Annotated in this window: 23 protein-coding genes; 9 read left to right on the top strand and 14 right to left on the bottom strand. The window is 71.8% G+C overall.

The genetic code is table 11. The features are described from left to right. Positions 1-350: 350 nt before the first annotated feature. On the bottom strand, positions 351-1,013 hold the full coding sequence (locus tag ACH414_RS33715) for a DNA-3-methyladenine glycosylase (RefSeq protein WP_386564827.1): 663 nt from the start codon (positions 1,011-1,013) through the stop codon (positions 351-353). A 95-nt stretch (positions 1,014-1,108) separates the two neighbouring features. Between ACH414_RS33715 and ACH414_RS33710 the strand changes: the two genes are divergently transcribed. The 3 genes from ACH414_RS33710 (at position 1,109) to ACH414_RS33700 (ending at position 3,150) form a co-directional block, all read left to right on the top strand. After that, positions 1,109-1,891, top strand: a complete 783-nt coding sequence (locus tag ACH414_RS33710; protein WP_398944828.1) for a sporulation protein — start codon at positions 1,109-1,111, stop codon at positions 1,889-1,891. Between the two features lie 51 nt (positions 1,892-1,942). Beyond that, complete coding sequence (locus ACH414_RS33705; RefSeq protein WP_386564829.1) at positions 1,943-2,476, top strand: YbhB/YbcL family Raf kinase inhibitor-like protein; 534 nt, start codon at positions 1,943-1,945, stop codon at positions 2,474-2,476. Positions 2,477-2,643: 167 nt separating this feature from the next. After that, positions 2,644-3,150 carry an HNH endonuclease gene (locus ACH414_RS33700; RefSeq protein ID WP_382539592.1) on the top strand — a complete coding sequence of 169 codons (507 nt, stop codon included), beginning with the start codon at positions 2,644-2,646 and terminating at the stop codon, positions 3,148-3,150. Between the two features lie 52 nt (positions 3,151-3,202). Here the strand turns inward: ACH414_RS33700 and ACH414_RS33695 are convergent, their stop codons facing one another. From ACH414_RS33695 to ACH414_RS33680, 4 genes are all read right to left on the bottom strand, one after another. Continuing rightward, positions 3,203-3,976 (bottom strand): sulfite exporter TauE/SafE family protein, encoded by a 774-nt coding sequence (locus ACH414_RS33695; protein ID WP_386564832.1) that lies wholly within the window; start codon positions 3,974-3,976, stop codon positions 3,203-3,205. Positions 3,977-4,074: 98 nt separating this feature from the next. Beyond that, positions 4,075-5,028 carry an SPFH domain-containing protein gene (locus tag ACH414_RS33690; protein WP_398944825.1) on the bottom strand — a complete coding sequence of 318 codons (954 nt, stop codon included), beginning with the start codon at positions 5,026-5,028 and terminating at the stop codon, positions 4,075-4,077. 96 nt (positions 5,029-5,124) lie between these two features. Continuing rightward, positions 5,125-5,553, bottom strand: a complete 429-nt coding sequence (locus tag ACH414_RS33685) for an NfeD family protein (protein WP_382539601.1) — start codon at positions 5,551-5,553, stop codon at positions 5,125-5,127. Between the two features lie 97 nt (positions 5,554-5,650). Further along, positions 5,651-6,448: an ABC transporter ATP-binding protein gene (locus tag ACH414_RS33680; protein WP_382539604.1), complete on the bottom strand. Its 798-nt coding sequence runs from the start codon at positions 6,446-6,448 to the stop codon at positions 5,651-5,653. Between the two features lie 155 nt (positions 6,449-6,603). Between ACH414_RS33680 and ACH414_RS33675 the strand changes: the two genes are divergently transcribed. Beyond that, a complete protein-coding gene (locus tag ACH414_RS33675; protein WP_383162293.1) occupies positions 6,604-7,392 on the top strand; it encodes a hypothetical protein in 789 nt (262 codons plus the stop codon). Positions 7,393-7,803: 411 nt separating this feature from the next. Here the strand turns inward: ACH414_RS33675 and ACH414_RS33670 are convergent, their stop codons facing one another. The 3 genes from ACH414_RS33670 to ACH414_RS33660 form a co-directional block, all read right to left on the bottom strand. Beyond that, a complete protein-coding gene (locus ACH414_RS33670) occupies positions 7,804-8,043 on the bottom strand; it encodes a chaplin (protein WP_382539610.1) in 240 nt (79 codons plus the stop codon). Positions 8,044-8,185: 142 nt separating this feature from the next. Beyond that, complete coding sequence (locus ACH414_RS33665; protein ID WP_382539613.1) at positions 8,186-8,836, bottom strand: response regulator; 651 nt, start codon at positions 8,834-8,836, stop codon at positions 8,186-8,188. Continuing rightward, positions 8,829-9,974 (bottom strand): GAF domain-containing sensor histidine kinase, encoded by a 1,146-nt coding sequence (locus ACH414_RS33660; protein WP_382539616.1) that lies wholly within the window; start codon positions 9,972-9,974, stop codon positions 8,829-8,831. The genes ACH414_RS33665 and ACH414_RS33660 overlap by 8 nt, the downstream gene beginning before the upstream one ends. A 185-nt stretch (positions 9,975-10,159) precedes the next feature. Here ACH414_RS33660 and ACH414_RS33655 point away from each other — a divergent pair, with 185 nt between their 5' ends. The 3 genes from ACH414_RS33655 (at position 10,160) to ACH414_RS33645 (ending at position 13,001) form a co-directional block, all read left to right on the top strand. Then, positions 10,160-10,882, top strand: a complete 723-nt coding sequence (locus ACH414_RS33655) for an SDR family NAD(P)-dependent oxidoreductase (protein ID WP_386564836.1) — start codon at positions 10,160-10,162, stop codon at positions 10,880-10,882. 5 nt (positions 10,883-10,887) lie between these two features. Continuing rightward, positions 10,888-11,967 (top strand): S-adenosylmethionine:tRNA ribosyltransferase-isomerase, encoded by a 1,080-nt coding sequence (locus ACH414_RS33650; RefSeq protein WP_398944830.1) that lies wholly within the window; start codon positions 10,888-10,890, stop codon positions 11,965-11,967. Between the two features lie 290 nt (positions 11,968-12,257). Continuing rightward, on the top strand, positions 12,258-13,001 hold the full coding sequence (locus ACH414_RS33645; RefSeq protein ID WP_386564838.1) for a transglycosylase SLT domain-containing protein: 744 nt from the start codon (positions 12,258-12,260) through the stop codon (positions 12,999-13,001). Positions 13,002-13,072: 71 nt separating this feature from the next. Here ACH414_RS33645 and ACH414_RS33640 read toward each other — a convergent pair whose 3' ends face one another. Further along, positions 13,073-15,640, bottom strand: a complete 2,568-nt coding sequence (locus ACH414_RS33640) for an FHA domain-containing protein (RefSeq protein WP_398944821.1) — start codon at positions 15,638-15,640, stop codon at positions 13,073-13,075. Positions 15,641-15,884: 244 nt separating this feature from the next. Here ACH414_RS33640 and serB point away from each other — a divergent pair, with 244 nt between their 5' ends. Next, the gene (gene serB / locus ACH414_RS33635) at positions 15,885-17,132 is read left to right on the top strand and encodes a phosphoserine phosphatase SerB (RefSeq protein ID WP_382539628.1); all 1,248 of its coding nucleotides are present in this window, start codon (positions 15,885-15,887) and stop codon (positions 17,130-17,132) included. Between the two features lie 89 nt (positions 17,133-17,221). Here serB and ACH414_RS33630 read toward each other — a convergent pair whose 3' ends face one another. The 4 genes from ACH414_RS33630 to ACH414_RS33615 form a co-directional block, all read right to left on the bottom strand. Then, positions 17,222-17,743, bottom strand: a complete 522-nt coding sequence (locus tag ACH414_RS33630; protein WP_382539631.1) for a SixA phosphatase family protein — start codon at positions 17,741-17,743, stop codon at positions 17,222-17,224. A gap of 56 nt (positions 17,744-17,799) precedes the next feature. Next, positions 17,800-18,015 (bottom strand): hypothetical protein, encoded by a 216-nt coding sequence (locus tag ACH414_RS33625; protein WP_398944819.1) that lies wholly within the window; start codon positions 18,013-18,015, stop codon positions 17,800-17,802. Between the two features lie 147 nt (positions 18,016-18,162). Continuing rightward, positions 18,163-18,279: an SGM_5486 family transporter-associated protein gene (locus tag ACH414_RS33620; protein ID WP_382539636.1), complete on the bottom strand. Its 117-nt coding sequence runs from the start codon at positions 18,277-18,279 to the stop codon at positions 18,163-18,165. Between the two features lie 17 nt (positions 18,280-18,296). Beyond that, positions 18,297-19,577, bottom strand: coding sequence for a CynX/NimT family MFS transporter (locus ACH414_RS33615; protein ID WP_391769551.1), 1,281 nt, complete (start codon positions 19,575-19,577; stop codon positions 18,297-18,299). Positions 19,578-19,694: 117 nt separating this feature from the next. On the opposite strand from ACH414_RS33615, the gene ACH414_RS33610 reads away from it, so the two are divergent. After that, on the top strand, positions 19,695-20,384 hold the full coding sequence (locus ACH414_RS33610; RefSeq protein WP_382539641.1) for a FadR/GntR family transcriptional regulator: 690 nt from the start codon (positions 19,695-19,697) through the stop codon (positions 20,382-20,384). Here the strand turns inward: ACH414_RS33610 and ACH414_RS33605 are convergent. Continuing rightward, complete coding sequence (locus tag ACH414_RS33605) at positions 20,353-20,748, bottom strand: hypothetical protein (RefSeq protein ID WP_386564843.1); 396 nt, start codon at positions 20,746-20,748, stop codon at positions 20,353-20,355. The two genes, ACH414_RS33610 and ACH414_RS33605, sit on opposite strands and share 32 nt — an antisense overlap. Positions 20,749-20,973 lie beyond the last annotated feature (225 nt).

Here is a 20,973-nt window from a genome sequence, read left to right as displayed (position 1 = left end):
TAATCTGGCGTTGATTTTTGGCACGCTGTTGAGTTCTCAAGGTGCGGACGCTTCCTTTGTTCCTGTTTCCAGGCCCTCCGGGCGCTTCCTTCGTTCTTGCGTTTCCGACTCTATCAGATCTTTCCGATCCGATTTCCTCGGTGCTTTCCGGTCCGAATTTGCTTTCGCTTTTCGGCCCTTCCGGCGTGTCCACTACGTTAGCCGATTTCCCCGGCGACTCATAATCGAGCCTCTGGAACCAATTCCGGCATGCCGAAATGAGCCCCGTTGGGATTCGTTGTAAGGAAGTGGATGGCCGCTCTGGGGAGGCTCGAAGTAAGCACTGCCCGTCTCAAGCGGCTCGGGCCACATTACGCATCTGTGGCGCCCGAGTCAAGGCGGCGCTTCCGCGGTGTGTGGGCCCGGTACGGACTGACGGTGTGGTCGCCGTCGATCCAGAAGCGCCAGGGGTGCGGGGCCCCGTCGCCGCCCACCCCGGTGCGGGGGCCCGTGCGGATCAGGTCGGGATCGGGCGGGGTGCCGGTGAGGAGGGCGAGCGGGGCGTCCTGGCCGGCGCAGGTGTCGGTGCCGTTCAGGGACAGGGCGACGTCGAGGGCGGTGGCCAGGCGGGCCGGGCCCTTGGCGAGCTCGGCGTCGTACCGGGCCGAGAGGCGTCGCTTTCTGGCCTGCTCGGCGCCCGTGAGGATCTCCCCTGCCCGGAGCAGGACTCCGCTCGCCTCGCCCTCGGGGCCGCACACCAGGTTCAGGCAGTGCCACATGCCGTAGGTGAAGTAGACGTACGCGTGCCCGGGTGGGCCGAACATCACGGCGTTGCGGGCCGTGCGGCCGCGGAAGGCGTGGGAGCCGGGGTCGATCGCGCCGGCGTACGCCTCCACCTCGGTGAGGCGCAGTTCGATGCGCCCGTCGGGGGCGTTGCGGACGAGGGTGCGGCCCAGGAGGTCGGGGGCGACCTCCAGGACGGGGCGGTCGAAGAAGCTCCGCGGGAGCGGCGTACGGTCGGGGCTCTCGCTCATGGCGTCCGAGCGTACTGGGGAGCGGTGGGGAACCGGCTACGGTCGTCACGCGTATGTAGGGGTCAGGACAGCGCAGGACACATAAGGAGTCTGTGATGGGGTTCAAGAAGCTGCTCGCGAGCCTGGGTGCGGGCGGGGCGTCGGTGGAGACGGTGCTCACCGAGGAGAACGTCGTCCCGGGCGGCGTCGTCCAGGGTGAGGTGCGGATCCAGGGCGGTTCCGTGGCGCAGCAGATCGAGGGGCTGTCCGTCGGTCTGCAGGCGCGCGTCGAGGTCGAGGGCAACGACCAGGAGTACAAGCAGGACGTCGAGTTCGTGAAGGTGCGGCTCGGCGGGGCCTTCGAGGTGCAGGCCGGTGCGGTGCACGTGGTGCCGTTCGGTCTGGAGATCCCGTGGGAGACGCCGGTCACGGCGATCGGCGGGCAGCAGCTGCGGGGCATGAACATCGGGGTGACGACGGAGCTGGAGATCGCCCGTGCGGTGGACTCCGGTGACCTGGACCCCATCAACGTGCACCCGCTGCCGGCGCAGCAGGCGATCCTGGACGCGTTCATCCAGCTGGGCTTCCGCTTCAAGAACGCGGACATGGAGCGCGGGCACATCCGTGGGACGCGGCAGAAGCTGCCGTTCTACCAGGAGATCGAGTTCTTCGCGCCGCAGCAGTACCGGGGTCTGAACCAGGTCGAGGTCAGCTTCGTGGCGGACGACCGGGAGATGGACGTCATCCTGGAGATGGACAAGAAGCCGGGTCTGTTCACCGAGGGCAGTGACTCGTACCGCTCGTTCACGGTGGGGCTGCACGACTTCCACACGACCGACTGGGCGGCGTATCTGAACCAGTGGCTGGCGGAGGTCGGCGGGCGTCGCAACTGGCTCTAGGCTCGGCGGGTAGGGCTGTTGAGACTGGTCAGCGATACGGAGGTTCCAGACGTGGCCGAGGGCAAGCGGGCTCCGCTCCCCCATGACTTCCATCCGCCGGTGCCGGAGTTCACCGTGGTGAGCGACGACGTCGAGCCGGGTGGTGTGCTGAAGGACGCTCAGGTGTACGCGGCGGGGAACATCTCGCCGCAGCTGCGCTGGGAGGGTTTCCCGGCGGGGACGAAGAGCTTCGCGGTGACGTGCTTCGATCCGGACGCGCCGACGGGCAGTGGATTCTGGCACTGGTCGCTGTTCGACATCCCGGTGTCGGTGACGGAGCTGCCGGCGGGTGCGGGTTCGGGGTCGTTCGAGGGTCTGCCGGCGGGTGCCGTGCACGCCCGTAACGACTACGGCTCGAAGGACTTCGGCGGGGCGGCGCCGCCGCCGGGGGACGGTCCGCACCGGTACGTCTTCACGGTGTACGCGGTGGACCAGGAGAAGCTCGGTCCGGACGCGGACGCCTCGCCGGCCGCGGTCGGCTTCAACCTGCGCTTCCACACGCTGGGGCGTGCCCAGCTCGTGGCGGAGTACGAGAGCCCCGAGTAAGGCTGATCTTCGTTTGTTGTTTGCCCGCTTCTGGTCTTGGAGAGATCAGAAGCGGGCATCTTTCTTTTCGCGGATATTGCGTTGTCCTACCCGGCGTGCCCGGCCAGAGTTGATCCAAGCCCGGAGCCCGCAAGGGGGTCTTGGCCGGCACACGGGAGGTGGGCACAATGCGGGACACGCTGGTACTGAACGCGAGCTTCGAGCCGCTTTCGACGGTCACACTCAACCGTGCGGTGGTGCTTGTCCTGCAGGACAAGGCCGTCGTGGAGCAGGAACACCCCGGTCTGCGTGTGCGGGCGGCGGCGGTGGACATGCCCGTGCCCCGGGTGATCAGGCTGTGCCGGTACGTCCGGGTGCCCTTCCGAAGACAGGCTCCGTGGTCGAGGCGGGGTGTGCTGGTCCGGGACCAGCACCGGTGTGCGTACTGCGGGCGGCGGGCGACGACGGTGGACCATGTGGTGCCGCGGGCGCAGGGTGGCGGGGACAACTGGCTGAACACGGTGGCCTCGTGTGCGGAGGACAACCACCGCAAGGCGGACCGGACGCCGGAGCAGGCGGGGATGCCGTTGCTGCACCAGCCGTTCGTCCCGACGCCGGCGGACGCGATGCTGCTCGCGATGCGGGCCGGTGAGCGGTCGGAGCTGCCGGAGTGGCTGACCGACCAGGCCGCGTAGTCCTGTTGGTGCGTTCACGTGGGCCCGCCCCTTGTCGGGGCGGGCCCCGCCGTCATTTCAGGGTGAGCTGGAGGATGGCGACGATGCCGACGGCGATGATCACTCCGCGCAGGACGGTGGGTGAGAGGCGCTTGCCGACCTTGGCGCCGATCTGGCCGCCGATGGTGGAGCCGACGGCGATGAGCAGGACGGCGGTCCAGTCGAAGTCGGCGACGAAGAGGAAGAAGACGGCGGCGACGCCGTTGACGACGGCGCCGAGGATGTTCTTGACGGCGTTGATGCGCTGCAGGGTGTCGTGCAGCAGCAGGCCCATGAGCGAGAGGTAGAGGACGCCTTGGGCGGCGCCGAAGTAGCCGCCGTACATGCTGGCGAGGAAGAGTCCGACGAGGAGGACGGGGCCGCCGTCGGGGTGGGCCTCGGTGCCGGTGGCCTCGCGGCGGCGCTGGACGGCGGCGGCGATGCGGGGCTGGAGCAGGACGAGCAGCAGCGCGATGCCGATGAGGACGGGGACGATCGCGTCGAAGGCGTCGGAGGGCAGGGCGAGCAGGAGGATCGCGCCGAGGAGTCCGCCGAGGAGTGCGGTGGTGCCGAGGCGGATGACGCGGTTCTTCTGGCCCTTGAGTTCGCTGCGGTAGCCGATGGCGCCGCTGATGGAGCCGGAGACGAGGCCGAGGGTGTTGGAGACGTTCGCGGTGATCGGCGGCAGGCCGGTGGCGAGCAGGACGGGGAACGTGATGAGCGTTCCCGATCCGACGATGGTGTTGATGGCGCCGGCTGCGGTGCCGGCGCCGAAGACCGCCAGTGCTTCCCAGATGGACAAGGCCATCTCCCTTACATGGTCAGTGAGTCGCCTCCCCGCCCTGGGTTGACCGGTCCGGGGTCGAGGGGCTCGCACTGATCATGCACGAGAATTACGTGTACGTGTCAGTCAACCCGGGGTTCTTCGCGGCGGTCGGGGCCGTCGGCGGGTGCGGAGCCGCCCTTGGTGTTGAAGCCGGGGACGCCGGGCGCGACGTTGCCGAAGGCGCCGGAGAGGCCCTTGAGGGCGTCGCCGATCTCGCTGGGCACGATCCAGAGCTTGTTGGCGTCGCCTTCGGCGATCTTCGGGAGCATCTGGAGGTACTGGTAGGAGAGCAGCTTCTGGTCGGGGTCGCCGGCGTGGATGGCCTCGAAGACCGTGCGGACGGCCTGGGCCTCGCCCTCGGCCTTGAGGGCGGCGGCCTTGGCCTCGCCCTCGGCGCGCAGGATCGCGGACTGCTTCTCGCCCTCGGCGGTCAGGATCTGGGACTGGCGGATGCCCTCGGCGGTGAGGATCGCGGCGCGCTTGTCGCGGTCGGCGCGCATCTGCTTCTCCATCGAGTCCTGGATGGAGGTGGGCGGCTCGATGGCCTTGAGCTCGACGCGGTTGACGCGGATGCCCCACTTGCCGGTGGCCTCGTCGAGGACGCCGCGGAGGGCGGCGTTGATCTCCTCGCGGGAGGTGAGGGTGCGCTCCAGGTCCATGCCGCCGATGATGTTGCGGAGCGTGGTGACGGTGAGCTGCTCGATGGCCTGGATGTAGCTGGCGACCTCGTAGGTCGCGGCGCGGGCGTCGGTCACCTGGTAGTAGATGACGGTGTCGATGTTGACGACCAGGTTGTCCTGGGTGATCACCGGCTGCGGCGGGAAGGGCACGACCTGCTCGCGCAGGTCGATGCGGTTGCGGATGCGGTCGATGAAGGGGACGACGATGTTGAGTCCGGCGTTGAGCGTGCGGGTGTAGCGGCCGAAGCGCTCCACGATCGCGGCGCTCGCCTGGGGGATGACCTGGATGGTCTTGATCAGGGCGATGAAGACAAGCACCACCAGAATGATCAGGACGATGATGACTGCTGACATCGTGTTCCCTGTGCCCTTCGCTGCTGCCGGTTGCGGGTTGACTACGAGATGATGATCGAGTTTCCCAGACCGCGGGGCGTCATGGGCGAGGTTCGGTCACATGACGACGGCCGTAGCGCCGTCGATGTCGACGACGTCGACCTGTGTGCCGGGTTCGAAGCTCTGGCCGGTGTCGAGCGTGCGGGCGGACCAGACCTCGCCGTTGAGCTTGATGCGGCCTCCGGAGGCGTCGACCCGTTCCAGGACGACGGCCTGACGGCCCTTCAGGGCGTCGATGCCGGTGGCGAGTTGGGGGCGGCCGTCGCGGTGGCGGGCCGCGATGGGGCGGACCACCGCGATGAGGGCGACGGAGACGGCGGCGAAGACGATCACCTGCGCGACGACGCCGAAGCCGAGGGCCGCGGTCACCGCTCCGGCGACCGCGCCGACGGACAGCATGCCGAACTCGGGCATCGCGGTCAGGACCAGGGGAATGCCGAGCCCCACCGCGCCGATCAGCCACCAGACCCATGCGTCGATGTCCACATGGTCATGGTAGGGCGGGTGGGGCTTTCGGGACAGGGCGCCGGTGGCGGGCGTGGCTCTGTGCGGTGGCTACGCCCCGTCGGCGTTCCTCGGGGTGCTACTTCAGCGGGAGGCCCTGGGCGGTGTAGCGGTCGCCTCGGTGCTCGACGACGAGCGGCAGGCCGAAGCAACGGGAGAGGTTGCGGGAGGTCAGCTCGGTCTCCATGGGGCCCGCGGCGAGGACCTTGCCCTGACGGATCATCAGGACGTGGGTGAAGCCGGGGGCGATCTCCTCGACGTGGTGGGTGACCATGATCATCGAGGGGGCGTACGGGTCGCGCGCGAGCCGGCCGAGGCGGCGGACCAGGTCCTCGCGGCCGCCGAGGTCGAGGCCGGCGGCCGGCTCGTCGAGGAGGAGCAGCTCGGGGTCGGTCATCATCGCGCGGGCGATGAGGGTGCGCTTGCGCTCGCCCTCGGAGAGGGTGCCGAACTTGCGGTCCAGGTAGTCGGTCATGCCGAGGCGGTCGAGGAAGGCCTTGGCCCGCTCCTCGTCGACCGGGTCGTAGTCCTCGTGCCAGGTCGCCGTCATGCCGTACGCGGCGGTGAGGACGGTCTGCAGGACGGTCTGGCGCTTGGGGAGCTTCTCCGCCATGGCGATGCCGGCCACGCCGATGCGGGGGCGCAGGTCGAAGACGTCGGTGCCGACGCCGCCGAGGCGCTCGCCGAGGACGCTGGCGGTGCCCTTGGTGGGGAAGAGGTAGCTGGAGGCGATGTTGAGGAGGGTGGTCTTGCCGGCGCCGTTGGGTCCGAGGATGACCCAGCGCTCGCCCTCCTTGACCGACCAGGAGACCTCGTCCACCAGAGCGCGTCCGTCGCGGACCACGGATACGTCCACCAGCTCCAGTACATCGCTCATGAGCGCGTTGTCTCCCCTTGCGGTCGAATCTTTGTCGTCGCCTTGCGCCTGTGGGCGCGGCGTCCAGAGGAAAACCTACGCCACCGGCGGGCCGGGCCCGTCCTTAGGGCTTGCTTTGCGCCGTGCGGCCCCGCGGGAGTCCCTACGCTGGGGGCATGCTTTCGGAACCACGCTCAGGACGTCTGGCCGCATGGGGCAATGCCCTGCTGGCCGGGGCGGTGTCGCCGGACGACGCGGCGCTCGCCATTGTCGGGGAGGACGCGGTGCACCGCGTGGAGGGGCTGCCGGGCGAGGCGGGGCCGGTCGGCCTGACGCTGGCGCTGGGGCGGCTGCGTCGGCTCGGGGTGACCGGGTGGCGGGTGGCGCTGCCCGCGCCGGGGCACCCGCTGGGGCTGAGCGGCCCGCCGGAGTTCAACGCGCGGGCGCTCGAGGCGGAGGAGGCGGTGGTCGGCTTCGGCGCGCCGTACGGTCTGGTGCCGGAGGTCTCGGAGGCGGGGCCCGCGGGTGATCTGCACGTGGAGGTCGTCTGGCGCTGCCTGGCGGTGCGGGAGGCGCCGCCGGCGGACGTGCCGTCGCTCGGCGAGGCGGAGCGGGAGCTGGCGGAGGCCCTGCGGGAGGCGACGACGGTGCTGACCCGCCTGGACGTGGCCGCCTCGGGCCCGGCGGCCGACGCGGCCCGCGACGCGTACCGCGCCCGCGCGGAGACCGGCCGGGAGATCCTGGCCCCCGGTTACCCGCCCCGCGCGGTCCGCGTCCTGGAACTGGCCCAGCGCATCGGCCTCCTCGTGGACCTGGCGTACGACCACGGCCACGGCGGCGCGGTGAGCGCGTCGGAAATGGCGGCGCGGGGGGCGGCTCTGCGGCCGGTGGAGCGGGTGGCGCGACGGGCGCAGGTGGCGGCGTACAACGCGTACGTGGAGGAGCGGGAGCGGGAGGGGTTCTAGCCCGGACGCGGCCCCCCGGCCGCCCGAGCCCCCCCGGCGGACGGCGCACCGGCGCCGAGCCGTGCGAGCCCCCCGGCGGACGGAGTCCGGCGCAGCGTGGCGACGCCTGGGAAGCGCCCCGGCGCTGAGCAGTGCGAGCCACGCGTCGAAAGGAAGGGGCTGGCGGCGCGGGGGGCGGCTCTGCAGCCGGTGGAGCGGGTGGCGCGACGGGCGCAGGTGGCGGCGTACAACGCGTACGTGGAGGAGCGGGAGCGGGAGGGGTTCCAGCCCGGACGCGGCCCCCCGGCCGCCCGAGCCCCCCCCCGGCGGACGGCGCACCGGCGCCGAGCCGTGCGGGCCGGGTGCGGGAAGGGACGGACAGCGAAACCGGCCCCCGGGGGATCGTCCGGGGGCCGGTGGTTCTGCTGGGGGTCAGTTGTTGACGGCCCCGTTGCCGAAGGCCGGGTTGAGCAGGCCGATCACGTTGATCGTGTTGCCGGAGACGTTCACCGGGACGTGGACCGGGGCCTGCACCAGGTTGCCGGAGGCGACGCCCGGGGAGTGGACGGCCTGGCCGTGGGCGTCCGCGTTCGCGGAGGCGACACCGGCACCGGCGGCGACGATGCCGCCCGCGACCATGGTCAGAGCAGCGGCCTTCTTGAGGTTGTTCACTTCAGGATCCTCCTGGTCATCGGCTGCGGCCGGTCCGCCGCAGCACGCCATGGAGAACGCCGCCGGCCCCGCTCGGTTGCGCCGAACGGGGGACATACACGCGACGGTATGACTGGGGGAATGGGTGTTCCCCCGGTGGAGGTCAGGACGTCAGGCCGTGGCGTACGGCCCAGAGGGCGGCCTGGGTGCGGTCGGCCAGGTCCAGTTTCATGAGGATGTTCGAGACGTGGGTCTTGACCGTCTTCTCGGAGAGGACGAGCGCGCGGGCGATCTCCCGGTTGGAGCGCCCGTCGGCGATCAGGCCGAGTACCTCCCGCTCCCGCTCGGTCAGCGTGGAGCCGCGCCCCGTGCCGCCGCCCTGGCCGTGCTCCTCCTGGCTGAGCAGGGCCCCGGCGACCTCCGGCTGGAGCAGCACATGGCCCGCGTGGACCGAGCGGATCGCGCCGGCCAGCGCGTCGGGGTCGATGTCCTTGTAGACGTATCCGCGCGCGCCGGCGCGCAGCGCGGGGACGACCGTGCGCTGTTCGGTGAAGCTGGTGACGATCAGGACGCGCGCGGGGTTGGCCAGCTCGCGCAGGCGCTTCAGCGCCTCGATGCCGTCGGTGCCGGGCATCTTGACGTCCATGAGGACGACGTCCGGCCGCAGCTGCTCCGCCGCGGCGACGCCCTCGGCGCCGTCGGACGCCTCCCCCACCACTTCTATGTCGTCCTGTACTTCGAGGAAGGTGCGCAGGCCGCGGCGGACGACCTGGTGGTCGTCCACCAACAGGACGCGGATCGTCTTCTCAGCCACCCGGGACCTCCATCTCGATCGTGGTGCCCCGCCCCGGGGCCGATGTCACGGTCAGTGTGCCGCCCACCCCGGCGGAACGGTCGCGCATGGAGACCAGGCCCAGGTGCCGGCCCGCCCTGCGCACCCGCTGCGGGTCGAAGCCCTTGCCGTCGTCGGTGACGGTGAGCCGCGCGCCCTGGCCGCTGCGGAGCAGGGAGACGGTGACGAGCCCTCCGCCTGAGTGGCGCAGCGCGTTGTGCAGGGCCTCCTGGGCGACCCGCAGCACCGCTTCCTCCTGCGCGGCGGGCAGCGCGCGGACGCCGCTGCTGTCGAAGGTGACGCGGGCGGTGTGGGCGCGGTCGAGGACCTGGATCTGGGTGCGCAGGGTGTGCACCAGGCCGTCCTCGTCGAGGGCGGCGGGCCGCAGCTCGACGACGGCGGCGCGCAGCTCGTCGGCGGCCTCCGCGGCGAGCGCGGCGACCTGCTGGAGCTCGTCCTTGGCGCGCGCCGGGTCGCGGTCGACGAGCGCGGCGGCGGCCTGGGCGGTGAGCCGCAGGGAGAAGAGCTTCTGGCTGACGGCGTCGTGCAGCTCGTGGGCGAGCCGGGAGCGCTCCTCGGCGATGGTGAGCTCGCGGCTGCGCTCGTAGAGCCGGGCGTTGGTGAGGGCGATGGCGGCGTGCTGGGCGAGGGTCCGCAGCAGCTCCTCGTCCTCGGCGGTGAAGCCGCAGCCCCCGCCCGGCCTGGGGCAGCGCTTGTTGGCGAGGAAGAGGGCCGCGAGGGTCTCGTCGCCGTCGCGGACCGGGAGGCCGAGGAAGTCCGACATGTCCGGGTGGGCGTCGGGCCAGCCGCCGAAGCGGGGGTCCTGGCGCACGTCGGCGAGGCGCTCGGGCTCCGCCTCGTGGAGCATCGCGGCGAGGATGCCGTGCTGGCGGGGCAGCGGGCCGATGGCCCGCCACTGCTCGTCGCTGACGCCGTCGACGACGAACTGGGCGAAGCCGCCGTGGTCGTCGGGGACGCCCAGCGCCGCGTACTCGGCGTCGAGCAGCTCGCGGGCGGAGGCGACGATCGTCTTGAGGACGTCGCGGACCTCCATCTGGCGGTTCATCGCCAGCAGGGCGCTGCTCACGGCGGCCAGGCCGGAGCTCGAACGATGGCTCATGTGTTCACCGTACCGGCGGGGTGTGACGGTCCGTATCCGACCGGGGACGGCGGCGGTCCCGGACCGGGGACCTAGGCCGAAGTGCCCTGGGCGGTCGGGGCCCGGGGACGAGGCGGCGGGCGCGCCGGGTCACGAGGCTGACATCGGTGGACGTCGTCGGGTCCGTGTGGAAGGGGATGGGGAACATGTCTGTCGCGATGGTGACGGGCGCGTCGAGGGGGCTCGGCCGGGCGCTGGCCCTGGCGCTGGCCGGACGGGGCTGGGACCTGGTCCTGGACGCCCGCACCGGCTCCGTGCTGGAGGAGACGGCCCGGCGGGCGCGCCGGCTGGGGGCCGGGGTGGTGGCGCTGCCGGGAGACGTCACGGACGACGCGCACCGCAAGGAGCTGGTGGCCGCCGCCGCGGGGCTCGGCGGGCTCGATCTGCTGGTGAACAACGCGGGGATCCTGGGCGTCGAGCCGCTGGTGCCGTTGGACGGGCACCCGCTGGACCGGTTCCGGGCCGCCCTGGAGACCAACGTGGTGGCTCCCCTGGGTCTGATCCAGGAGGCGCTGCCGCTGCTGCGCGAGGCGCCGGCGGGGGCGGTGGTCGACGTGAGTTCGGACGCGGCGGTCGTGGCGTACCGCACGTGGGGCGGGTACGGGGCGACGAAGGCCGCGCTCGACCGGCTGTCGGCGGTGCTGGCGGTGGAGGAGCCCGGGCTGCGGGTGTGGTGGGTGGATCCGGGCGGGATGCGTACGGACATGCTGGCGGCGGCCGAGCCGGACGAGGACCTGTCGGGCACGCCGGCGCCGGAGGAGATCGCCCCGGCGTTCCTGCGGCTGCTCGACGAGCGGCTGCCGAGCGGCCGCTACACGGCGCCGGAACTGCTGGCGGGCCTGCCGGGAGCGGCGGGAGGAGAGGGGTGACCGTGCTGCTGGAGGGGCTGAGGGTCCCGGAGGAGCTGTCGGCCCGGGTGCCGGCCGAGCAGCGGGGTCCCGGGCGCGGCCGGGACGACGTACGGCTGCTGGTCTCACGGGGTGTGCGGGTGGCGCACCGGGCGTTCCGGGAGCTGCCGGGGCTGCTGCGGGCCGGGGACGTGCTGGTGGTGAACACGTCGGTCACGCTGGCGGCGGCGGTGGACGGGCGGCTGGGGCCCGAGCCGGGCGGGGATCGGCTGGTCGTCCACTTCTCCACGCGCGGCGACGACGGGCGGTGGGCGGTGGAGCTGCGGGAGCCGGACGCCGCCGGGACGACCCGGCCGCGGCCGGGTGGGCCCGCCGGGGCGGTGGTGCGGCTGCCGGGCGGGGCGCGGCTGGTCCTGGAGGAGCCGCTGGCGCCGGGGGCGGCGCGGCTGTGGTGGGCCCGGCCGGACACGGAGGTGCCGGGGCTGCTCGCCCGGTACGGGCGCCCGATCCGTTACGGGTACACGGAGCGGGACCAGGAGCCGGCCGCCTATCAGACGGTGTTCGCGCTCCCGTCGCCGGACGGGGCGGGGTCGGCGGAGATGCCGAGCGCGGGGCGTCCGTTCACGGCGCGGTTGGTGGCGGAGCTGGTGAGCCGGGGGGTGCAGTTCGCTCCGGTCGTCCTTCATACGGGGGTGGCGTCGGCGGAGGCGCACGAGCCGCCGTATCCGGAGCGCTTCGAGGTGCCGGCGGCGACGGCCCTGCTGGTGAACGCGGTGCGGGCCGGTGGGGGCCGGGTGATCGCGGTGGGGACGACCGCGGTGCGGGCGCTGGAGTCCGCGGCCGCGGACGGGGGCCGGGTGCGGGCCGCCCGGGGGTGGACGGATCTCGTCGTGACGCCCGAGCGCGGGGTGCGGGTGGTGGACGGGCTGCTGACCGGGCTGCACGAGCCGGAGGCCTCGCATCTGCTGATGCTGGAGGCGGTGGCCGGGCGGGCCGCGCTGCGGTGCGCGTACGCCGCGGCGGTGCGGGAGCGCTACCTCTGGCACGAGTTCGGGGACGTCCACCTCATCCTCCCGGAGGAGGAAGCTCACTGTGCGCATTGCTGAAGCAACGCCTGGTGAGTTTGTTACGCGCCCGATGTGAGCCCGCGCATAGGACCCACATCACTTACGAATCCCCCTAGTGGATACGTAAGGGGCAGATCAGTGCCGCCTGGACTGGCCGTGGGCCGGTCCGGCGGCGCCCCCGGAGGCCCCCTGATCCACTATCGCGGATCGTACGTCACACCTTTGCCACAGGATTTTGCTGCCGCTAAGAATTGCGTCCGTCGCCGCCGAGCAGGCGCAGCGCCGCCCCGGCCTGAGCGACCCCCTGCGATTCGAAGAGGTACTGCTGCATGTCTGCGAAGACCCCTGGCCACAGTCGTGGTCTGAACAAGACCCACAAGGCCACGATCGCCGGCGTCGCCGCTCTGAGCGCCGCAGCACTCGGCTTCACTCTCGTCCCGGGCAACAACGGTGCCACCGAGACCGAGCCCCAGGCCCTGGCGAACACCCAGCAGGTCGCATGGTCCTACGACGCGAACAGCCCGCAGGCGAAGGCGCTGGCCGCCAGCCTGGACTCCCAGCAGTCCACGATCGAGCTGAAGGCCAAGCAGGACGCCGCCGCCAAGGCCAAGGCCGAGGCCGCCGCCAAGGCCGCCGCCAAGGCCAAGGCCGACGCCGCCGCCAAGGCCGCCGCCAAGGCGAAGGCCGAGGCCAAGAAGCGCGCCGAGGCCAAGGCCGCCGCGAGCCGCGCCGCCGTCCGCAAGCCGGTGTTCGCGAACAACCTCGACGGCTGGATCCGCGAGGCGCTCTACATCATGGACAAGCACAACATTCCGGGTACCTACAACGGCATCCACAAGAACGTCATGCGCGAGTCCAGCGGCAACCCGTACGCGATCAACAACTGGGACATCAACGCCATCAACGGCGTGCCGTCCAAGGGCCTGCTGCAGGTCATCTACCCGACCTTCAAGGCCTACCACATCCCCGGCACCAAGTTCGACCAGTACGACCCGGTCGCCAACATCGTCGCCGCCTGCAACTACGCGGCCGACCGCTACGGCTCGATCGACAACGTCAACAGCGCGTACTGAGCCTGCTCAGGCATGCCGAAGGGCGGCACCCCGCGGAGGGGTGCCGCCCTTCGGGCGTGGCCTCGCGGCCGCTACTTGCGCATGACCTCGGGCTCGTGGCGGCGCAGCAGCCGTGCGACGAGCACACAGCAGACCGTGGCCATGAGCAGCTGGATGCCGAGGTCGAGGCTCCACTGGCCGACCGAGTGCTCCCACAGACCGTCGAGGTTGTCCGGGTTCTTGTGGTCCCACGGCGGCATCAGGTGCGCCAGGTCGAGCGTCGTGCCGGCGCCGGCGATGCCCCAGCGGGACGGCATCAGCCAGGCGAACTGCTCCAGGCCGGGCGAGCCGTACACCTGGAAGAGGATGCCGGTGAACACGACCTGGATGATCGCGAACATGACGAGCAGCGGCATCGTCTTCTCGGCGGTCTTCACCAGGGCCGAGATGACCAGGCCGACCATCATCGAGGTCAGGCCGAGCGCGATGACCTGGATGCAGAGCTCCACGGCCGGCGGCATGAAGAGGCCCTCCTCCGGCAGCTCGCGGGTGGAGAAGCCGATGCCACAGATGATCACGCCCTGGAAGGCGGTGATCACGCCGAGCACGATGACCTTGGACATCAGGTACGCCGAGCGGGACAGGCCGGTGGCGCGCTCCCGCTCGTAGATGACCCGTTCCTTGATCAGCTCTCGTACGGAGTTGGCGGCGCCCGAGAAGCACATGCCGACCGCGAGGATCAGCATGATCGTGCCGGCGTCGCCGTTGAAGCGGGACGGCGCCACGGGCTTGCCCAGGCCGAAGTCGGCCGGGATGACCACCGAGACCGCGCCGAGCACCGCCGGCAGGATCACCATCAGGGCCAGGAAGCCCCGGTCGGAGGCGATCACCGACACATAGCGGCGGATCAGCGTCCACAGCTGGGAGCCCCAGCCCTGCGGCTTGGGCGGCCGGGCCAGCGCCTGCTGGGCCTGCTGCGGCAGCTGGACCGGCTGGGCGGCGACGGCGTCGATCTCCGCCGCGTACATCTGGTAGTGCTGCGAGCCCTTCCAGCGGCCCGCCCAGTCGTAGTCGCGGTAGTTCTCGAAGGCGGAGAAGACGTCGGCCCAGGTGGAGTAGCCGAAGAAGTTCAGCGCCTCCTCCGGCGGACCGAAGTACGCCACCGAGCCGCCGGGCGCCATCACGAGCAGCTTGTCGCACAGGCCGAGCTCGGCCACCGAGTGGGTGACCACGAGGACCGTGCGGCCGTCGTCGGCGAGGCCGCGCAGCAGCTGCATGACGTCGCGGTCCATGCCCGGGTCGAGGCCGGAGGTCGGCTCGTCCAGGAAGATCAGCGAGGGCTTGGTCAGCAGCTCCAGGGCGACCGAGACGCGCTTGCGCTGGCCACCGGAGAGGGAGGTGACCTTCTTCTCCTTGTGGATGTCGAGCTTGAGCTCGCGCAGCACCTCGTCGATCCGGGCCTCGCGCTCGGCCTCGGCGGTGTCGCCGGGGAAGCGGAGCTTGGCCGCGTAGCGCAGCGCCTTCTGGACGGTCAGCTCCTTGTGCAGGATGTCGTCCTGCGGGACCAGACCGATGCGCTGGCGCAGCTCGGCGAACTGCTTGTAGAGGCTGCGGTTGTCGTAGAGGACGTCACCCTGGTCGGCGGGCCGGTAGCCGGTGAGCGCCTTCAGGAGGGTCGACTTTCCGGAACCGGAGGGGCCGATGACGCCGATGAGCGACTTCTCGGGGACGCCGAAGGTGACGTCCTTGAGGATCTGCTTGCCGCCGTCGACCGTCACCGTGAGGTGGCGGGCCGAGAAGGAGACCTCGCCGGTGTCGACGAACTCCTCGAGCTGGTTGCCGACGATCCGGAAGGTCGAGTGACCGACGCCCACGATGTCGTTGGGGCCGATGAGGGCGGAGCCGCCCTTGGTGATCGGCTGACCGTTGACGTACGTGCCGTTGTGCGAGCCGAGGTCGCGGATCTCGAAGCGCCCGTCGGGCGTCGCGTGGAACTCGGCGTGCCGGCGCGAGACCTGGAGGTCGGAGACGACCAGCTCGTTCTCGAGGCCGCGGCCGATGCGCATGACACGGCCGAGGTTCAGCTGGTGGAAGGTGGTGGGGCTGCGGTCGCCGTGCGGCGGCTGCGCGCCCTGCGGGCCGGCCTGCTGGTGCGGGACCTGCGGCGGCTGCTGGGCCTGCGGGGCCTGCTGGTGCGGGACCGCCTGCGGGGCCTGCTGCTGCCAGCCCTGCTGCTGCGGCTGCTGCGGCGGCGCCTGGTGGGTGACCTCGTGGTGCACCCCGAGGTGCGCGGCCTGCTGCGCGGCGTGCGGCGCCGGCTGCTGCTGCGGGACCGGCTGCTGCTGCGCCGGCGCGCCCGTGGCCGCGAGATTCAGCCGCGGGCCGTCGGTGGCGTTGCCGAGGTGGACGGCCGAGCCGGGCCCGATCTCCACCTGGTGGACGCGCTGGCCCTGTACGAACGTGCCGTTGGTGGAGCCGTGGTCCTCGATGACCCAACTCCGGCCGCCCCAGCTGATGGTGGCGTGCCGCCACGAGACCCTGGCATCGTCGATGACCAGGTCGCCCTGGGGATCACGGCCCAGGGTGTACGACCTGGACGGATCGAGGGTCCAGGTCCTTCCATTCAATTCCAGTACGAGTTCTGGCACTCCATGCCCCACTACTTGTCCCCCGCGGTACCCCCGTCGTCGGGAGCCCAGGGATGATGAACATCCGGGGGAACTATTTCAGGCCCCGGGGCGTATTCGAAAGTCGGGCCGCGTGAAGAGCTTGCGTAGCCCCGGGCGGGCGTGCCCCGGCGACCCGCACGGACCCGCCTCGGCGGCAGGTCTGCGGCCACGCGGGTGTCCGTCAGGCGGGACGGGGGGTCTGGCGGCACCGGGTGCCCGATACGGTGGAAACACCATGAGCGCATCGCAGACCTCAGACGTTCCCGTCCCGGACGTTCCCGCCTCGGACGTTCCCACTCTTCTCGTCAAGATCTTCGGGAAGGACCGTCCCGGGATCACCGCCGGACTCTTCGACACCCTCGCCGCCTACTCGGTCGACGTCGTGGACATCGAGCAGGTCGTCTCCCGCGGCCGCCTCGTCCTGTGCGCGCTCGTCACCGAGCCGACCGTCGCCTCGCAGGGCGAGCTGCGGGCGACCGTGCACAGCTGGGCCGAGTCCATGAAGCTCCAGGCCGAGATCATCTCGGGTACGGGAGACAACCGGCCGCGTGGCGAGGGACGCTCCCACGTCACCGTGCTCGGACACCCGCTGACCGCCGAGCAGACGGCCGCCATAGCGGCCAGGATCGCGGAGACCGGCGGCAACATCGACCGGATCTTCCGGCTGGCCAAGTATCCGGTGACGGCCGTCGAGTTCGCCGTCTCGGGCTGCGCGACCGAGGCGCTGCGGACCGCGCTCGCCACCCAGGCGCACTCGGTGGGCGTGGACGTGGCCGTGGTCTCCGCCGGGCTGCACCGGCGGGCCCAGCGGCTGGTCGTCATGGACGTCGACTCGACGCTCATCCAGGACGAGGTCATCGAGCTGTTCGCGGCGCACGCGGGCTGCGAGGACAAGGTCGCCGAGGTGACGGCGGCGGCGATGCGCGGCGAGCTGGACTTCGAGCAGTCGCTGCACGCCCGGGTGGAGCTGCTCGCCGGTCTGGACGCCTCGGTGGTGGACAAGGTCCGCGCCGAGGTGCGGCTGACTCCCGGGGCGCGGACCCTGATCCGTACGCTCAAGCGGCTCGGCTACCAGGTGGGCGTCGTCTCCGGTGGCTTCACCCAGGTCACCGACGACCTCAAGGAGAAGCTGGGGCTGGATTTCGCCCAGGCCAACACCCTGGAGATCGTGGACGGCCGGCTGACCGGCCGGGTGACCGGCGAGATCGTCGACCGGGCGGGCAAGGCGCGGCTGCTGCGCCGGTTCGCCGAGGAGGCCGGGGTGCCGCTGGCGCAGACGGTGGCGATCGGCGACGGCGCCAACGACCTGGACATGCTGAACGCGGCCGGGCTGGGGGTGGCGTTCAACGCCAAGCCCGTGGTGCGGCGGGCCGCGGACACCGCGGTGAACGTGCCGTTCCTGGACACCGTGCTCTATCTCCTCGGGATCACCCGCGAGGAGGTCGAGGCCGCGGACGGCGGCGCGGAGGACCTGCTCCACTGAGCGGACGCGGTGAGGGCGGGGACGCCTGTACGGGAAGGGGCCCGGTCGTCGGTCGACGGCCGGGCCCCTTCGCGTACGGGCGCGTGGGCTCAGGGGTGCGGGGTCCAGAAGTCCACGAGGGTGCCGTCCATGCCGTGCTCGACGGACTTCCAGGAGCCGTCGAAGGTCACCACGGCGAAGGCGGCGGTCGGGAAGCCGCTGCTGGTCATCCGGGCGAGCGCGTCGCCCTCGGAACGGCCCGAGAGGGCGTCGGCGAGGGCGTGCATCCCGGGGTTGTGGCCGATGAGGAGCAGGTTGTCGACGGTGTCGGGGGTCTCGTTGACGACGGCGATGAGCTCGCCGAGCGAGGCCTCGTACAGCCGCTCCTCGTAGACCGTCTTGGGCCGCTCGGGCAGCTCCTGGACGGCCAGCTTCCAGGTCTCGCGGGTCCTGACCGCGGTCGAGCACACGGCCAGGTCGATGGAGATGCCGGAGTCGGCCAGCCGGCGGCCCGCCACCGGGGCGTCCTGGCGGCCGCGCTCGGCGAGCGGGCGCTCGTGGTCTGAGGTCTGTGGCCAGTCGGCCTTGGCGTGGCGGAGCAGCACGATCGTGCGGGGTGTCTCGACGCTCATGCTCCACAGCTTCGCATGAATCAGGCCGTGTTGACTCGGAGAGGACGCACCGGGGCCTAGAGGGGCAGCGCCTGCCGGAGCTGCGCGAGGAGGTGTCCGACGCCGGCGTCGCCGCTTGCCGCCTGGGCCTGCTCGGGACCCGCTATGAGGAGGAAGAGGGCGACGAACGCGAGCACCGGGAGGCCGAGGGCCCACCAGGGCAGCCGGGTGTCGACACCGGCCGACGCGCGGGCGAGGTCCCTCCGTCTGCTGCTGTGGGTCTGCGCCGTCATGGCCGCCTCCGTGGGTGAGAGTCCGTCCGCGGAGCCCTTCTCCGCGATGTCTCCAACGTACGGAGCGCGAGGGCTCCCGCCCATCAGGTGATCCACCCACTTGACCCTGACACTCACCCCCTAGGGGATGCGGGGGTTAACCCCACCTCAGGGCGAGGCGATGGCGGCGATGACGGCGATCACGGCGGTGATGCCCAGCATCGCGCCGAGCACGATGAGGAGCTTCTTCTGGCCGTTCTGGGGGTTCGGTTCGAGTACGGGCATGGGATCAGTCTCGCATCTCAGCATTCGTCCTCGACGGTCCGGTCCCTGCCCGCGAGGGTGCCGACGACCATCTGCGGGATCATCAGTCCGGCCATGAGCGCGATGGGCAGTCCCCAGCCGCCGCTGTGCTGGTAGAGGATGCCGACGAGGAGCGGTCCGGGGATGGAGATCAGGTAGCCGACGCTCTGGGCGAAGGCGGAGAGCCTGACGACTCCGGCCCCGGTCCGCGAGCGCATCCCGATCATGGTGAGGGCGAGCGGGAAGGCGCAGTTGGAGACGCCGAGGAGCAGGGCCCACAGCCAGGCGCCGGCGGCCGGGGCGAAGGCGAGGCCGGTGTAGCCGGTGAGTCCGCACAGGGCGAGGGCGACGACGATCGGGCCCTGGTTCTTCATCCGGGTCGCGAGCCGGGGGATGACGAAGGCGAGCGGGACGCCCATGACCATCGTGACGGCGAGCAGCACGCCCGCGGTGGAGGCGGGGACGCCGGCGTCACGGAAGATCTGCGGCATCCAGCCCATGGTGATGTAAGCGCCGGTGGCCTGGAGTCCGAAGAAGGCGCCGAGGGCCCAGGCGGTGCGGCTGCGGGTGACCCGGGGGGCGGCGGCGGGCTCGGCGGGGACGGGGGCCGGGTCGCCTGCCGCGGCGCCGGAGCGGTCGCGCAGCAGCGGGAGCCAGGGCAGCACGGCGAGGGCGGCGAGACCCGCCCAGACGCCGAGGCCGAGCCGCCAACTGCCGCCCAGGGCCTCGGTCATGGGCACGGTCGCGGCGGCGGCCACGGAGGTGCCGAGGGCGAGGGCCATGGAGTAGAGGCCGGTCATGCTGCCGATGCGGTCGGGGAAGTACTTCTTGACGATGACCGGCATCAGGACGTTGCTGAGCGCGATGCCCATCAGGGCGAGGGCGCTGGCCGCGAGGAAGGCGGGGGTGCCGCCGGCGAAGGGGCGCAGCAGCAGGCCCGCGAAGATCGCGGCCATGCCGGCGCAGACCACGGCCGCGGGGCCGAAGCGGCGGGCGAGGCGCGGGGCGGCGATGCCGAAGACGGCGAAGCAGAGCGGCGGTACGGAGGTGAGGACGCCGGCGACGCTGCCGCTCATGTGGAGCCCCTCGCTGACCTCTTCGAGGAGGGCGCCGAGGCTGGTGATGGCGGGCCGCAGGTTGAGCGCGGCGAGGACGAGGCCGACGGTGACGAGCCCGGCGACCCAGCGGGCGGGGCCGGCGGGTGCGGGAGAGTCGGCGCTGCTCCGGGTGGGGTGGGCCGTCGTGGGGGCGGGGTCGAGGGTCTGCGGCTCGTCAGGCATGAGGCCATCATAGAATCATGGGATGATTGGTTGTCCAATCTCGAACCAATCGACCGCCCGCTTCAGAACCCTCCAGTACCCTCCCCGAACCCTCGCGAACGAACGGCAGGTGCACCCATGGCGCTCGGCCATCCCCGGCGTGCCGGACTCTCCGATCAGGTGATCGCCCAGCTGCGGAACCAGATCACCTCCGGCGAGTGGCCGGTGGGCACCCGGATCCCGACCGAACCGGAACTGGTCGAGCAGCTCGGGGTGGCCCGCAACACCGTCCGCGAGGCGGTGCGCGCCCTCGCGCACAACGGCCTGCTCGACATCCGGCAGGGCTCGGGCACGTACGTGGTGGCCACCAGCGAGCTGGCCGGGGTCATGCACCGCAGGTTCGCCGGCTCCGACCCCCGGGACATCGCGGAGCTCCGCTCGACGCTGGAGTCCTCGGCGGCCCGACTGGCCGCGCAGCGGCACACCGAGCGGGACCTGAAGCAGCTCGACGCGCTGCTCGCGCGGCGCGAGGAGGTGTGGGCCTCGGGTGACGCGGAGGAGTTCGTGACGGTGGACGCGGCCTTCCACCACGCGGTGGTCGTCGCCTCCCACAACGACGTGCTGACCGAGCTCTACGCGGACCTCGGGCACGTGCTGCGGGAGTGGCTGCGCGACGACGTCGGGCGCGAGCTGCGGCCGGAGAACCACATGGACCACGCCCGGCTGGTGGCGGCGATCCGCGCGGGCGACGCCGAGCGGGCGGCGACGGAGGCGGCGAGCTATCCGTTCCTGTGCCTCAGGAGCCCGGAGCCGCCGGTTCGTGGGTGATCCACGCCGAGCGGACCTCCTTCCAGCAGCGGCCGCTCACCCGGGCGTAGTCGGCGGGGCCGACCTCGACCGGGGCGGTGTCGCTGTCCACGTCCCACCAGCGGTCGCACTCGACGTGCAGACGGACGCGGTCGGTGCGGGGGTAGGGGTTCTGGCAGTACGCGGTGACCGAGGAACCCTGGACGACGGTGTGGCAGGAGGCCCCGAAGTTCTCGTCGTCCTCGGCCGCGGCGGCGGCGAGGGGGGCGTCCTCGGCGGGGGGTGGAGCGGCACGGACCTCGGCGGCGACGGCGAGGCCGCCCAGGCCCGCCAGGAGGGCCCCGACCGAGAGGAACGCGGGGGCCCTGGAGAACAGCGCGCGCATGCCCGTACCTCCTCCCCGTCAGTAGCCGGAATGTCACGCTCTGACCCAGTCTGCGGGGATTCGGCCGACTTTTCGAGTCGGGAACGACGAGGGCCGGGGGGCCCCCCGGGGGGGGGGGGGCCCCCCCCCCCGCCCCCCCGCCCCCCCCCCCCGCCGGCGCCCCGGCGGCGCCCCCCCCCCCCGGCCGGGGCGGACAAACCCCGCGGGGTGGGGGACCACTCGGGG

Origin of the sequence: Streptomyces sp. NPDC020422 (assembly GCF_044386705.1) — a bacterium.
Taxonomy (GTDB): Bacteria; Actinomycetota; Actinomycetes; order Streptomycetales; family Streptomycetaceae; genus Streptomyces.
This window is presented reverse-complemented; position numbering and strand designations above follow the sequence as displayed.

Bases quoted from the DNA above. Each gene is read 5' to 3' on its own strand.
- ACH414_RS33690 (WP_398944825.1), bottom strand. From the start codon at position 5,028: ATGTCAGCAGTCATCATCGTCCTGATCATTCTGGTGGTGCTTGTCTTC.
- ACH414_RS33680 (WP_382539604.1), bottom strand. From the start codon at position 6,448: ATGAGCGATGTACTGGAGCTGGTGGACGTATCCGTGGTCCGCGACGGA.
- ACH414_RS33620 (WP_382539636.1), bottom strand. From the start codon at position 18,279: ATGCCCGTACTCGAACCGAACCCCCAGAACGGCCAGAAGAAGCTCCTC.
- ACH414_RS33625 (WP_398944819.1), bottom strand. From the start codon at position 18,015: ATGACGGCGCAGACCCACAGCAGCAGACGGAGGGACCTCGCCCGCGCG.
- ACH414_RS33615 (WP_391769551.1), bottom strand. From the start codon at position 19,577: ATGCCTGACGAGCCGCAGACCCTCGACCCCGCCCCCACGACGGCCCAC.
- ACH414_RS33645 (WP_386564838.1), top strand. From the start codon at position 12,258: ATGTCTGCGAAGACCCCTGGCCACAGTCGTGGTCTGAACAAGACCCAC.
- ACH414_RS33655 (WP_386564836.1), top strand. From the start codon at position 10,160: ATGTCTGTCGCGATGGTGACGGGCGCGTCGAGGGGGCTCGGCCGGGCG.
- ACH414_RS33630 (WP_382539631.1), bottom strand. From the start codon at position 17,743: ATGAGCGTCGAGACACCCCGCACGATCGTGCTGCTCCGCCACGCCAAG.
- ACH414_RS33695 (WP_386564832.1), bottom strand. From the start codon at position 3,976: ATGGCCTTGTCCATCTGGGAAGCACTGGCGGTCTTCGGCGCCGGCACC.
- ACH414_RS33710 (WP_398944828.1), top strand. From the start codon at position 1,109: ATGGGGTTCAAGAAGCTGCTCGCGAGCCTGGGTGCGGGCGGGGCGTCG.
- ACH414_RS33675 (WP_383162293.1), top strand. From the start codon at position 6,604: ATGCTTTCGGAACCACGCTCAGGACGTCTGGCCGCATGGGGCAATGCC.
- ACH414_RS33700 (WP_382539592.1), top strand. From the start codon at position 2,644: ATGCGGGACACGCTGGTACTGAACGCGAGCTTCGAGCCGCTTTCGACG.
- serB (WP_382539628.1), top strand. From the start codon at position 15,885: ATGAGCGCATCGCAGACCTCAGACGTTCCCGTCCCGGACGTTCCCGCC.
- ACH414_RS33610 (WP_382539641.1), top strand. From the start codon at position 19,695: ATGGCGCTCGGCCATCCCCGGCGTGCCGGACTCTCCGATCAGGTGATC.
- ACH414_RS33660 (WP_382539616.1), bottom strand. From the start codon at position 9,974: ATGAGCCATCGTTCGAGCTCCGGCCTGGCCGCCGTGAGCAGCGCCCTG.
- ACH414_RS33605 (WP_386564843.1), bottom strand. From the start codon at position 20,748: ATGCGCGCGCTGTTCTCCAGGGCCCCCGCGTTCCTCTCGGTCGGGGCC.
- ACH414_RS33715 (WP_386564827.1), bottom strand. From the start codon at position 1,013: ATGAGCGAGAGCCCCGACCGTACGCCGCTCCCGCGGAGCTTCTTCGAC.